12 protein-coding genes are annotated in these 11,840 nt (G+C 70.7%); 6 read left to right on the top strand and 6 right to left on the bottom strand.

From position 1 onward, the window contains the following. Positions 1-82 precede the first annotated feature (82 nt). Both ACFWBQ_RS19330 and ACFWBQ_RS19325 read right to left on the bottom strand, forming a co-directional pair. Positions 83-661, bottom strand: coding sequence for a DUF664 domain-containing protein (locus ACFWBQ_RS19330; RefSeq protein WP_385490162.1), 579 nt, complete (start codon positions 659-661; stop codon positions 83-85). Then, positions 607-831 carry a hypothetical protein gene (locus ACFWBQ_RS19325; RefSeq protein ID WP_385490159.1) on the bottom strand — a complete coding sequence of 75 codons (225 nt, stop codon included), beginning with the start codon at positions 829-831 and terminating at the stop codon, positions 607-609. The genes ACFWBQ_RS19330 and ACFWBQ_RS19325 overlap by 55 nt, the downstream gene beginning before the upstream one ends. A gap of 262 nt (positions 832-1,093) precedes the next feature. Here ACFWBQ_RS19325 and ACFWBQ_RS19320 point away from each other — a divergent pair, with 262 nt between their 5' ends. Next, positions 1,094-1,429: a hypothetical protein gene (locus tag ACFWBQ_RS19320; RefSeq protein WP_385490156.1), complete on the top strand. Its 336-nt coding sequence runs from the start codon at positions 1,094-1,096 to the stop codon at positions 1,427-1,429. Positions 1,430-1,532: 103 nt separating this feature from the next. Here the strand turns inward: ACFWBQ_RS19320 and trxA are convergent, their stop codons facing one another. From trxA to ACFWBQ_RS19305, 3 genes are all read right to left on the bottom strand, one after another. Further along, complete coding sequence (trxA, locus tag ACFWBQ_RS19315; protein ID WP_385490153.1) at positions 1,533-1,871, bottom strand: thioredoxin; 339 nt, start codon at positions 1,869-1,871, stop codon at positions 1,533-1,535. Then, positions 1,868-2,284, bottom strand: coding sequence for a MerR family transcriptional regulator (locus ACFWBQ_RS19310; RefSeq protein ID WP_385490150.1), 417 nt, complete (start codon positions 2,282-2,284; stop codon positions 1,868-1,870). Before ACFWBQ_RS19310 ends, trxA begins: the two co-directional genes overlap by 4 nt. Before the next feature lie 175 nt (positions 2,285-2,459). Next, positions 2,460-3,860, bottom strand: coding sequence for a cation:dicarboxylate symporter family transporter (locus tag ACFWBQ_RS19305; protein ID WP_385490148.1), 1,401 nt, complete (start codon positions 3,858-3,860; stop codon positions 2,460-2,462). Positions 3,861-4,014: 154 nt separating this feature from the next. Between ACFWBQ_RS19305 and ACFWBQ_RS19300 the strand changes: the two genes are divergently transcribed. From ACFWBQ_RS19300 to ACFWBQ_RS19290, 3 genes are all read left to right on the top strand, one after another. Beyond that, positions 4,015-5,667: an ATP-binding protein gene (locus tag ACFWBQ_RS19300; RefSeq protein WP_385490146.1), complete on the top strand. Its 1,653-nt coding sequence runs from the start codon at positions 4,015-4,017 to the stop codon at positions 5,665-5,667. Continuing rightward, positions 5,664-6,344, top strand: coding sequence for a response regulator (locus ACFWBQ_RS19295; RefSeq protein WP_385490143.1), 681 nt, complete (start codon positions 5,664-5,666; stop codon positions 6,342-6,344). Before ACFWBQ_RS19300 ends, ACFWBQ_RS19295 begins: the two co-directional genes overlap by 4 nt. Before the next feature lie 158 nt (positions 6,345-6,502). After that, entirely contained in the window at positions 6,503-7,126 is a 624-nt protein-coding gene (locus tag ACFWBQ_RS19290; RefSeq protein ID WP_385490516.1) for a helix-turn-helix domain-containing protein, read from the top strand. A gap of 108 nt (positions 7,127-7,234) precedes the next feature. Here ACFWBQ_RS19290 and ACFWBQ_RS19285 read toward each other — a convergent pair whose 3' ends face one another. Then, on the bottom strand, positions 7,235-8,260 hold the full coding sequence (locus ACFWBQ_RS19285) for an ATP-dependent 6-phosphofructokinase (RefSeq protein ID WP_385490140.1): 1,026 nt from the start codon (positions 8,258-8,260) through the stop codon (positions 7,235-7,237). Positions 8,261-8,534: 274 nt separating this feature from the next. On the opposite strand from ACFWBQ_RS19285, the gene pta reads away from it, so the two are divergent. Both pta and ACFWBQ_RS19275 read left to right on the top strand, forming a co-directional pair. Continuing rightward, a complete protein-coding gene (pta, locus tag ACFWBQ_RS19280; protein ID WP_385490138.1) occupies positions 8,535-10,607 on the top strand; it encodes a phosphate acetyltransferase in 2,073 nt (690 codons plus the stop codon). Between the two features lie 5 nt (positions 10,608-10,612). After that, positions 10,613-11,836 (top strand): acetate kinase, encoded by a 1,224-nt coding sequence (locus ACFWBQ_RS19275; RefSeq protein ID WP_385490136.1) that lies wholly within the window; start codon positions 10,613-10,615, stop codon positions 11,834-11,836. Positions 11,837-11,840 lie beyond the last annotated feature (4 nt).

The raw sequence follows: 11,840 nt of genomic DNA, 5'->3' as shown, positions 1-11,840 counted from the left end.
CTCCTCGGAGGGGAAGCGGGCCAGTGACGACGACATCCCACAACGGTGCGTGAAATTGCACGCCAGGAGCCGACTGTAAACATTATTGAGCATAGCAATGCTGGAAGTATGGCCGACGGCGCTCCTGCGGTCCAGAGGTTGCCGCGCCGGATGCCCGGAGCGGTCTGTCACGCTCCGGGCCACTGAGCTCCGCCTCTGCCGGCGACACGAGCGGCCGGGTGCGGAGGCGGCCCGGCCCGACAGCCGGAACCACATTGCGAGGACGGGGCCCCGCTGCACACCCGCAGGGGCCCCGTCCCCGCCTGCCGGTGGTGGCGCACATCCCGTTGGCCACCCCATCGGGGCCACGCCCCTCACCGCTTGCCGAAGAAGCGGATGCGTGGCACGGCCTCCTGTACGGAACCGTTGTGGTCGTGGTCGCCGACGTCGGTGATCGTGAACCGGGCACCGTTCGCCTTCGGTTGCGCACCGCAGTACTCGGCGTGTGTGAACGCGACGTCCTTGTCGGCGCGGCCGTCACCCCGCCGGTCCGCTCCCGCAGCAGGTCGGCGTGGCCGTCGTGGCGGGCGTACTCCTGGATCGTCAACAGGTGGACCCGGCGCCGACTCAGGGGGCATCCGTCCGTGGATGCGAAGACCTCGTCGAGACCGTGTCCCGCCACTGCCGCATCGCAGGCGGCGTCTTCGGCCCGGAAGAGTCCGAAGTCCTCTCCGCGTCTGCCGGGTCGACTCCGTCGAGTTCCTCGTCCCCGTCCGAGGGGCACGCACGGACATCGCCGAGATCCTCACCCCTGAACTGCCGCCGGAACCACCAGCGTTCCGCTTCCGCCATCTGGCGGACCAGGCCGAGGAGCGAGAGGCTCGACGGCTCCGGGCCGGCCGCACCGGATCCAGTCCGGCGCGCTTGGCCGGCCAGGTCTCACGATGCCTGGTCAACCAGCCCTGCAGCATCCGGCGTTCGCCCACGGTGCCCAGGCTGCCGAGCTGCGCCGTACGTTCCACCGGCGGTGCTGTCCATGTCATGGACTCATCCCCGCGCGACCACGGACGCGTACCGGCAGGCGCTCCGAATCCGGGCGGATACCCTTCCGCCCATGACACGGCCCACGACACCCACGGCAGGGTCCGAAGCATTGCCGGCCGGCCCGAATCAGCTGCGGGGCATCGCCATAGCCTCGTTCGTCGTCTTCCTCATCGCCTGGGGCCTGAGCTGGATCAAGGCGTATGTGATCAACGACGACCTGCCCAACACCTGCGGCCACGTGCGCAGACAGGTCTTTCCCCCGGAGGTGACGTGCGTGTCCGCAAACGGCGTGGTCACCGGTGCGGACTCAGGGTGGGTCGAGGTTCTTTTCTTCGCCTCGTTCGTGGTGACGGTGATGTTCGCGGCCCTGGCTCTCGCGGTGACATGGGCCGTCCGCAGGAAGTGACGTACGTGGGACTGCCACGAGGAGGCCGACGACGCGTTGCGGCTGAATCCCGCCGCTCGCTGCCCGCCGCCCCGCGCAGCACTCAGACCGTCTCGAGCAGCACTCAGACCGTCTCGAGCACGTCCTCGAGCTCCTGGAGCAGCCGGCGCTTCGGGCGGGCACCCACCATCGACTTCACCGGTTCGCCGTCCCGGAACACCATCAGCGTCGGCATCGACAGCACCGCATAGCGGCTCGTGATGCCGGGGTTGGCGTCCACGTCGATCTGCACGACCTTGATGTGGTCGGTCTCCGCCGCAATCGAGCTGAGCACCGGGGCGAGCTGGCGGCAGGGGCCGCACCAGTCCGCGGTGAATTCGACCAGAACCGGACGGTCTGCCCCCAGGACCTCCTCGTCGAACGTCGTGTCGGTGACCTCGGCGACACCTTCTGCGTGGATCATCTGTCGTCCTCCCAGTTCAGTTCACATCGTGGTTCGGGGCCGCCCGGCAGATCTGCGGAAGCCTCCAGCTCGGCGCGCGCAAGCTGTGCGCCCACCTCGCTACGGACCGTCCGGAGCTGCCCGATGAGCGCGTCGAGCTCGTCGAGCTTGCGCCGGTAGACGGCCAGGGACGCGGGGCAGGCGTCGCCCGCCGGGTGGCCGGCGCGCAGGCAGTCGACGAAGGGGCGGGTCTCCTCCAGGTCGAACCCGAAGTCCTGGAGGGTCCGGATCTGCTGGATCAGCCGCAGGTCACCTTCGTCGTACGTGCGGTAGCCGTTCTCCGCGCGGCGTGCGGGCAGCAGGCCGCGCGACTCGTAGTAGCGCAGCGTCCGTGTGGTCGTCCCGGCGCGTTCGGCCAGTTCCCCGATTCGCATACGCCGACGGTAATCCTTGACGCCGACGTCAAGGCAAGGACGGGCATCACCCGCGCCCCGCCCCACCAACGCGAACCGCCCGCACCGTGACGGTGCGGGCGGTTCGGGGCGAGGCGGTCGGGTTCCGGGGGGAGTCCCTCGACGGAGGCCTCGCGGGCGGTTGGTTTCGAGGGCCTCAGACCTTCGCCAGCGACGGCTTGTCCCCGTCGCCGTCCCTGGACTCCGGGACCGTCTTCCCTTCGTCGCCGTGCCCGGACTCCGGGGCGTACGGCTCCGTGGGGCCTTCGTCCACGATCATCTTCTCGTCGAACGGCAGGAGGCCGGAGAGGACCTGGTCCACCCGAGTCCGGTCGATCTCCTTGGTCCAGGTGCCGACCAGGACCGTGGCCACCGCGTTGCCCGCGAAGTTCGTCAGGGCGCGGGCCTCGCTCATGAAGCGGTCGATGCCGACAATCAGGCCGACGCCGTCGACCAGTTCGGGGCGGTGGGACTGCAGGCCGCCCGCGAGGGTGGCCAGTCCGGCGCCGGTGACGCCCGCGGCACCCTTCGAGGCGATCACCATGAAGATCAGCAGCGAGATCTGCTCGCTGATGCTCAGCGGGTCGCCCGTCGCGTTGGCGATGAAGAGGGAGGCCATCGTGAGGTAGATCGCGGTGCCGTCGAGGTTGAAGGAGTAGCCGGTCGGCACGGTGATGCCGACGACCGGCTTGCTGACGCCCATGTGCTCCATCTTCGCGATCAGCCGCGGCAGGGCCGACTCGGAGGAGGAGGTGGAGAGGATCAGCAGGAACTCGCGGCCCAGGTACTTCAGCAGGGAGAAGAGGTTGACCCCGGCCACCACCCGCAGGATCGTGCCCAGGATCACGAACACGAAGAGCGCGCAGGTGACGTAGAAGCCGACCATGATGATCGCGAGGGACTTCAGCGCGTCCACGCCCGTCTCACCGACCACCGCCGCCATCGCGCCGAACGCGCCGACGGGGGCCGCCCACATGATCATGGCGAGGATGCGGAAGACGAGGTGCTGGATGTGGCCGATGCCGCGCAGGACCGGTTCGCCGGCCGAGCCCATGGCCTGCAGGGCGAAACCGGCGAGCAGGGCGATGAGCAGGGTCTGCAGGACCTCGCCCTCGGTGAAGGCCGAGACCATGGTCGTCGGGATGATGCCGAGCAGGAAGTCCACCGTGGACTCGCTCGCCCCCGCCGCCTGCTTCTCACCGGCGGCGCGTGCCGCCTCGGTGAGGTGGAGGCTGGAGCCGGGCTCCAGGATGTTGCCGACGACCAGGCCGATGGCCAGGGCGACGGTCGACATCACCAGGAAGTAGCCGAGGGCCAGGCCGCCGACGGCACCGACCTTGGCGGCCTTGCGTACGGAGCCGACGCCCAGCACGATCGTGCAGAAGATGATGGGCGAGATCATCATCTTGATGAGGTTGACGAAGCCGGCGCCGATGGGCTTGAGCTCCACGGCGACGCCCGGAGCAACGAAGCCCACCGTGATGCCCAGCACCACGGCAGCGATCACGGCCAGGTAGAGATAGTGCGTGCGGTCCCGTCGTGCGGCTTTCTCTGCCACGGGGGCCTCCTCGGGGTTGCGGTCGCTCCCCGTCCCTGGGGGCCCCGGTGACTATTCACTTACCTGTGACAGCGGTCACCCTTGCGTTCATATCGTTCACGGACGCATTCGAGCCACCTTGGGCCGCCGGTCGCCGCCAGGCAGACTGGGGGCCATGCGCCTCCCCCGTGCCCGCCCCCACAGCCTGGCCGGCCAGCTGTTCGCGATGCAGGTCGTGCTCATCGCCGCCGTCGTGGCCGGATGCGCGTTCTTCACGTACGTCTCCGGCTCCGCACAGGCGGAGGAGACCGCGGCACGGCAGGTGCGGGCCGCAGCCGTCGCGATGGCCGATTCACCCTCCGTCCGGGAGGCGATCCGCACTCCGGACCCGTCCGCCGTGCTCCAGCCGTACGCGGAGAAGGTCCGCGAGGACACCGGGATCGCCTTCGTCACGATCATGGATCCGGACCGGGTGCGCTGGACGCATCCGAACGCCTCCCAGATCGGGAGGACCTTCATCGGGAACACCGCCCGGGCCCTGCACGGCGAGACGTTCACGGAGACGTACGCCGGCACGCTCGGGCCCTCGATACGGGTGGTGACGCCGATCCGTGACGGCGGCAGGATCGTCGGTCTGGTCAGTGCGGGCATCACCGTCGAACGCGTCTCCACGCAGGTACGCGAACTGCTCGGCGCTCTCGGGATGGCGGCGGGCGCCGCACTCGCGCTCGGCGGGCTCGGGACGTATGTGATCAACGCCAGGCTGCGGCGCCACACGCACGGGATGAACGCCCGTGAGCTGAGCCGCATGCACGACTACCACGAGGCCACGCTGCACGCGGTGCGCGAGGGGCTGCTGATGCTGGACGGGCAGCGCCGGATCGCCCTGATCAACGATGCGGGCCGGGAACTGCTGGGGCTGGCGCCGGGATCGGTCGGGCGGAAGGTCGACGAGCTCGCCCTGCCCGCGCCGCTCACCGGAGCCCTCCTGGCGTCCGAGCCGCGGGTCGACGAGGTCCATCTGACCACGGACAGCGTGATCGTCCTCAACACCAGCCCCGTGGTGGGCGGGGAGCAGCGCGGCACGGTGGTGACGCTGCGGGACCACACGGAGCTGCAGGCCCTGTCCGGCGAGCTCGACTCGGAGCGCGGCTTCACGCAGGCGCTGCGCTCGCAGGCGCACGAGGCGGCGAACCGGCTGCACACCGTGGTGTCACTGATCGAACTGGGCCGGGTCGAGGAAGCGGTGGACTTCGCCACGGCGGAGCTGGAGCTGGCGCAGGTCCTCACCGACCGGGTCGTCGGAGCGGTCGCCGAGCCGGTGCTGGCCGCGCTGCTGCTCGGCAAGGCGGCGCAGGCCAATGAGCGCGGCGTGGAGCTGGTCCTCGCGGAGGACAGCCTGATCGACGACGGGGCGCTGCCGCCGGCCCTTGCACCGCGTGATCTGGTGACGGTCCTGGGCAATCTGATCGACAACGCGGTGGACGCGGCGTCGGAGACGGGAGCGGGAGGCGGTGACGTTCCCGTACCCGCCCAGCGCGGTGCGACGCGGGCCCGCGTCACTGTCACCGCACTCACGGAGGGCGGCGAGCTGCTGCTGCGGGTCGCCGACACCGGGTCCGGGGTCGGCGAGGACGACGTGGACGAGGTGTTCCGGCGCGGCTGGAGCACGCACGGCACGGGGCGCGGGCTCGGGCTGGCGCTGGTGCGGCAGACGGTCCACCGCAACGGCGGGACGGTGGTGCTCGGCCGGGGGCCGGACGGCGGCGCGGAGTTCACGGTGCGGCTGCCCCTGACCGGCCGGCCGGCGCAGGTGGTCCGGGCATGATCCGGGTGCTGGTCGTGGAGGACGACCCGGTGGCGGCCGACGCCCATCAGCTGTACGTGGGCCGCGTACCCGGCTTCGAGGTCGCCGCCGTCGCACACACGCGGGCGGAGGCAGTGCGGGCCCTGGACCGGATGCCGGTGGATCTGCTGCTGCTCGATCTGTATCTGCCCGACGGACACGGACTCCAGCTCCTGCGGGCCCTGCGGGCGGCCGGGCACGGTGCGGATGTCATCGCGGTGACGTCGGCCCGTGATCTGGCGGTGGTGCGGGAAGGCGTGTCGCTCGGGGTCGTGCAGTACGTGCTGAAACCGTTCACCTATCCCACCCTCCGCGACCGGCTGGTGCGCTATGCCGAGTTCCGGGCGGCGGCGGGTGAGGCGAGCGGCCAGGAGGAGGTGGACCGGGCGCTGGGCGCGCTGCGGATCGCGCACCCGGCCTCGCTGCCCAAGGGACTGAGCGGTCCGACGCTTCAGGCGGTGACCCGGGCGCTGCGGGAGTCGCCGGACGGGGTGACGGCGTCGGTCGCCGGGGAGGAACTCGGGATCTCCCGGATCACCGCCCGCCGGTATCTGGAGCACCTGGTGACGGCGGGCCGCGCCGAGCGCCGGCCGAGCTACGGCCACGTCGGGCGGCCGGAACTGCGGTACCGGTGGGTGGCTGAAACTCGTCGACCGTAGGGAGGCCTCCGAGCGGCCCTCCTAGGAGGATCATACGAAGGGTGAACTGTTAGGAACAGCCTGTAGCCAGGCGGTTCCCGTGCTCCTACGGTGGGGCCGTGCAACCCACTCCGCCCTTCAATGCCCCCGCCGCGCGCCGCCTCCGCGAGGCGCTGGGAATGGCTCCCGGCCATGTTGCGTACGGGCTCGGCGCCCAGTACGGACTTCAGATCACCGCCGAGACCGTGATGGCCTGGGAGCGCGGAGTCGCCCTGCCCGGCGAACGCGAACTCATGGCGCTCGCCGGTGTGCTGTGGTGCGCTCCCGGTGAACTACTGGGCGCTGCAAGCACGTTGCGCGAGCACCGGCTGTCCCGGGACATGGCCGTGGACGACCTCGCGCGGCAGCTCGGGATGACCGGTGCCGCGTATCTGCGGATCGAGGAGTCCGGCCGCTGGCGCGGCAACGAGCGCCAGGCCTTCACGCTCTGCGAGACCCTGGACATGTCGGCAGCGCAGTTCGTCACGGCGACCGGCCGCAACGAGGAGATGGCGGAGCTGCTGAACAGGGCGGTGACGACGCGCTGGCAGGCGTACGTCCGGCCGGTGGCCAAGCTCGTACCGCTGGACCGGGTGCTGGTGCAGGACGTGCTGGAGCAGCTGCAGGCCGACTACCAGGCCCTCATGGTGACGACGCTGAGCTGGGACAGCACGGGCCGGGAGCGGTCCGGGGCGTCGGGCGAAGCGGGACGGGCGTTCCTGGACCGGGTGGTCGAGCAGTTCTGGCGGACGGCGGGCATCTGAGCGTGCCCCGGGTTCCGGTTCACGGAACCGGCCCGGCTCCGGCTCACAGGACCGGCCCGCCTCCGGCTCGCAGGACCGGCCCGGCTCGGACGACCGACTCGGCCCGGCTCAGAAGACCGACTCGGCCTCATACATGCGGTCGCTGGGCACGGTCTTCAAGCGGGTGACGGCATCGGCGAGCGGGACCATGGCGATGTCGGAGCCGCGCAGGGCCGTCATGCGGCCGAAATCACCGCGGTGGACGGCCTCCACCGCGTTCCAGCCGAAGCGGGTCGCGAGCACCCGGTCGTACGCGGTCGGCGTGCCGCCGCGCTGCACATGGCCGAGAATGACCGGTCGGGCCTCCTTGCCGAGCCGCTTCTCCAGCTCGACGGCGAGCCGGTTGCCGATGCCCTGGAAGCGCTCGTGGCCGAACTGGTCGATCTCGCCCTTGGCGTACGCCATGGAGCCCTCGGCCGGGTGCGCACCCTCGGCGACGCAGATGACGGCGAACTTCTTGCCGCGCGCGAAGCGCTCCTCCACCATCTTGACCAGGTCGTCGACCTGGAAGGGCCGCTCCGGAAGGCAGATTCCGTGGGCGCCGCCGGCCATGCCGGACTCCAGCGCGATCCAGCCCGCATGGCGGCCCATCACCTCGACGACCATGACCCGCTGGTGCGACTCGGCGGTCGTCTTGAGACGGTCTATGGCTTCGGTGGCGACGCCCACGGCCGTGTCGAAGCCGAAGGTACGGTCGGTGGCGGAGATGTCGTTGTCGATCGTCTTCGGGACGCCCACGACGGGCATTCCGGCGTCCGACAGCATCCGGGCGGCTGTGAGTGTGCCCTCGCCACCGATCGGGATGAGGGCGTCGATGCCGTAACGGCGCGACAGCTCCTCGCAGTTCTCGGCGGCCTCACGCAGCCGGTCGCGCTCCAGCCGGGCCGAGCCGAGGATCGTGCCGCCGCGCGCCAGGATGCCGCTCACCGCGTTGAGGTCGAGGGGCCGGAAGTGCCCGTCGAGCAGGCCCTTGAACCCGTCCTCGAATCCGATGACTTCATCGCCGTGCCCCACAACGGCACGGTGCACGACCGACCGGATCACGGCGTTGAGGCCTGGGCAGTCGCCGCCTGCGGTGAGAATTCCGATGCGCATCGTGCTCTGTCTCCTGCTCGCTGGGGCCATGCATTTCGGGGGCCGCTGGACAAACCCCCGTACCGTGAGCCACGACGATTGTCCCACGCCCGGTCCGGCACTCGCGCTTCCGGCTGCTCCGGCGCAGGGCGGCGCAGGTGGGCACGGAGTCGGGACCGGGACCGGGCATGGCCCGGGGCAGGCCGCGCACGGGTGCCGCCCGGCGGGCGACTTACCCGCCTCCGTAGGTATCGTCAAGAGGGCAATGCCAGCCAGCCAGGACGGGAGAGCACGCGTGGCGCGCAGCGTGTACGTGACCGGGATCGACCGGGGAGACGGCCGTCAGGTCGTCGATCTGGGAGTCATGGAGCTACTGACGCGTCAGGTGGACCGGGTCGGTGTCTTCCGGCCGCTGGTCCATGACGGACCCGACCGGCTGTTCGAGCTGCTGCGGGCCCGCTACCGGCTCTCGCAGAGCCCGGAGACCGTCTACGGGCTGGATTACCACGAGGCCTCTGCCGTCCAGGCGGAGAAGGGTACGGACGAGCTGGTCTCCCGGCTCGTCGAGCGCTTCCACCGGGTGGCACGCGACTACGAGGTGGTGCTGGTCCTCGGCAGTGATTTCGCCGCCACCCAGCTCCCGGACGAGCTCGCACTCAACGCGCGGCTCGCCAACGAGTTCGGCGCCTCGGTGATCGCGGTGGTCGGCGGCGGGGGCCAGGACGCCGAGTCCGTACGGGCCGAGACGCGCAACGCCTACCGCGCGTACGCCGGTCTGGGCTGCGATGTCCTGGCGATGATCGTGAACCGGGTGGCCTCCGAGGACCGTGCCGCCATGGCCGAGCGGCTCGCGGCCACTCTGCCGGTCCCCTGCTCGGTGCTGCCCGACGATCCGGCGCTCTCCGCGCCGACCGTCGCCCAGATCACCACGGCACTGGGCGGAACGGTTCTGCTCGGCGACGACGCGGGCCTCGCCAGGGACGCGCTGAACTTCGTCTTCGGCGGCGCGATGCTGCCGAACCTCCTCAAGGCGCTGACCCCGGGCTGCATGGTCGTCACCCCCGGCGACCGGGCGGACCTGGTCATCGGTTCGCTCGCCGCGCACAGCGCGGGCACCCCGCCCATCGCGGGCCTCCTGCTGACCCTGGACGAGCGTCCCGGCGAGGAGATACTCAGGCTGGCCGCCCGCCTCGCACCGGGCACCCCGGTCGTCGCGGTGGCCGGCGGCTCCTTCCCCACGGCGGCCGAACTCTTCGCACTGGAAGGAAAGTTGAACGCGGCCACGCCCCGTAAGGCGGAGACCGCGCTCGGCCTCTTCGAACGCCATGTGGACACCGGCGCCCTGCTGGAGCGGATCTCGGTGGCCCGCAGCGGCCGGGTCACCCCGATGATGTTCGAGCACGAGCTGCTGGAACAGGCCCGCTCGAACCGGCGCCGGGTCGTCCTGCCCGAGGGCACGGAGGAGCGCGTCCTTCGCGCCGCCGATGTGCTGCTGCGCCGGGACGTCTGCGATCTGACGCTCCTCGGCGATGTGGATGTCATCCGCAAGAAGGCCGCCGACCTCGGCATCGATCTCGCCGAGACCCAGCTGATCGACCCGCAGACCTCCGAGCTGCGCCAGAGCTTCGCCGAGCAGTACGCCCAGCTGCGCGCGCACCGCGGCGTGACGGTGGAGCTCGCGTACGACGTCGTCGCGGACGTCAACTACTTCGGCACCCTGATGGTCCAGGAGGGGCTGGCCGACGGCATGGTCTCCGGCTCGGTGCACTCCACCGCGGCGACCATCCGCCCGGCCTTCGAGATCATCAAGACGAAGCCGGACGCCTCGATCGTCTCCTCGGTCTTCTTCATGTGCCTCGCCGACAGAGTCCTGGTGTACGGCGACTGCGCGGTCAACCCGGATCCGGACGCGGAGCAGCTCGCGGACATCGCCGTGCAGTCGGCGGTCACCGCGGCGCGCTTCGGCGTGGACCCGCGGATCGCGATGCTGTCCTACTCGACGGGCACCTCGGGCACGGGCGCGGACGTCGACAAGGTGCGGGAGGCCACCGAGCGGATACGCGCCTCGCGGCCGGACCTCAGGATCGAGGGCCCGATCCAGTACGACGCGGCGGTCGAGCCGTCCGTCGCCGCGACCAAGCTGCCGGCGTCCGAGGTGGCGGGGCGGGCGACCGTCCTGATCTTCCCGGACCTCAACACCGGCAACAACACCTACAAGGCCGTGCAGCGCTCGGCGGGCGCCGTCGCGGTCGGCCCGGTCCTGCAGGGGCTGCGCAAGCCGGTCAACGACCTGTCGCGCGGGGCCCTCGTCCAGGACATCGTCAATACCGTGGCCATCACGGCGATCCAGGCGCAGGGCGAGGAGTGAACCCGATGACCACCACACACACCGGCGGGGCGGGCCGGGTGCTCGTCCTCAACTCGGGCTCCTCGTCGCTCAAGTACCAGCTCCTGGACATGCGTGAGCGGGTGCGCCTCGCGACCGGCCTGGTCGAGCGGATCGGTGAGGAGACCTCCCGGCTGGTGCACACCCCCTCGGCCGGCGGCGGCGGGCCCCGCGAGCGCACCGGAAGGATCGCCGACCACGAGCAGGCCCTGAAGGCTGCGGCGGAGGAGCTGGCGGCCGACGGGCTCGGCCTGGACTCCCCCGAACTCGTCGCCATCGGCCACCGGGTGGTGCACGGCGGGCTGAAGTTCAGCGAGCCCACCGTGATCACCGACGAGGTGCTGGCCGAGATCGAACGGCTCGTCCCGGTGGCCCCGCTGCACAACCCGGCGAACATCACCGGAATCCGTACGGCACAGGCGCTGCGCCCGGACCTGCCGCAGGTCGCCGTCTTCGACACGGCGTTCCACACGACGATGCCGGAGCACGCCGCGCGGTACGCGATCGACGTGGAGACGGCCGATGCGCACCGCATCCGCCGCTACGGCTTCCACGGCACCTCCCACGCGTATGTCTCGCGCAGGACGGCCGAGCTGCTGGGCAGGCCGGTGGCCGACGTGAATGTGATCGTGCTGCATCTGGGCAACGGCGCCTCGGCCTCCGCGGTCGCCGGCGGCCGGTGCGTGGAGACGTCCATGGGACTGACCCCCTTGGAGGGGCTGGTGATGGGTACGCGTTCGGGAGACATCGATCCGGCCGTCACCTTCCATCTCAAGCGGGTGGCGGGGATGTCGGTGGACGAGATCGATGTCCTGCTGAACAAGAAGAGCGGCCTGGTCGGCCTCTGCGGCGACAACGACATGCGGGAGATCCGGCGCCGGGTGGACGAGGGCGACGACCGTGCCGCGCTCGCCTTCGATATCTACGTCCACCGGCTGAAGAAGTACATCGGCGCCTATTCGGCGGTCCTCGGGCGGGTGGATGCCGTGGTGTTCACGGCGGGGGTCGGGGAGAACGCGGCTCCGGTACGGGAGGCTGCGCTCGCGGGACTGGAGGGATTCGGCCTGGCGGTGGACGCGGATCTCAACGCCGTACGGTCCGGTGAACCGCGGCTGATCTCCCCTGCGGACGCACGGGTGGCGGTCGCCGTGGTGCCTACGGACGAGGAGCTGGAGATCGCCGGCCAGACCTTCGCACTGGTCCACAACTGAGCGG

It is taken from the genome of Streptomyces sp. NPDC060035 (assembly GCF_042736635.1).
Taxonomy (GTDB): Bacteria; Actinomycetota; Actinomycetes; order Streptomycetales; family Streptomycetaceae; genus Streptomyces.
This window is presented reverse-complemented; position numbering and strand designations above follow the sequence as displayed.

Bases quoted from the DNA above. Each gene is read 5' to 3' on its own strand.
- ACFWBQ_RS19300 (WP_385490146.1), top strand. From the start codon at position 4,015: ATGCGCCTCCCCCGTGCCCGCCCCCACAGCCTGGCCGGCCAGCTGTTC.
- trxA (WP_385490153.1), bottom strand. From the start codon at position 1,871: ATGATCCACGCAGAAGGTGTCGCCGAGGTCACCGACACGACGTTCGAC.
- ACFWBQ_RS19310 (WP_385490150.1), bottom strand. From the start codon at position 2,284: ATGCGAATCGGGGAACTGGCCGAACGCGCCGGGACGACCACACGGACG.
- ACFWBQ_RS19285 (WP_385490140.1), bottom strand. From the start codon at position 8,260: ATGCGCATCGGAATTCTCACCGCAGGCGGCGACTGCCCAGGCCTCAAC.
- ACFWBQ_RS19290 (WP_385490516.1), top strand. From the start codon at position 6,503: ATGGCTCCCGGCCATGTTGCGTACGGGCTCGGCGCCCAGTACGGACTT.
- ACFWBQ_RS19295 (WP_385490143.1), top strand. From the start codon at position 5,664: ATGATCCGGGTGCTGGTCGTGGAGGACGACCCGGTGGCGGCCGACGCC.
- ACFWBQ_RS19275 (WP_385490136.1), top strand. From the start codon at position 10,613: ATGACCACCACACACACCGGCGGGGCGGGCCGGGTGCTCGTCCTCAAC.
- ACFWBQ_RS19325 (WP_385490159.1), bottom strand. From the start codon at position 831: ATGGCGGAAGCGGAACGCTGGTGGTTCCGGCGGCAGTTCAGGGGTGAG.
- ACFWBQ_RS19320 (WP_385490156.1), top strand. From the start codon at position 1,094: ATGACACGGCCCACGACACCCACGGCAGGGTCCGAAGCATTGCCGGCC.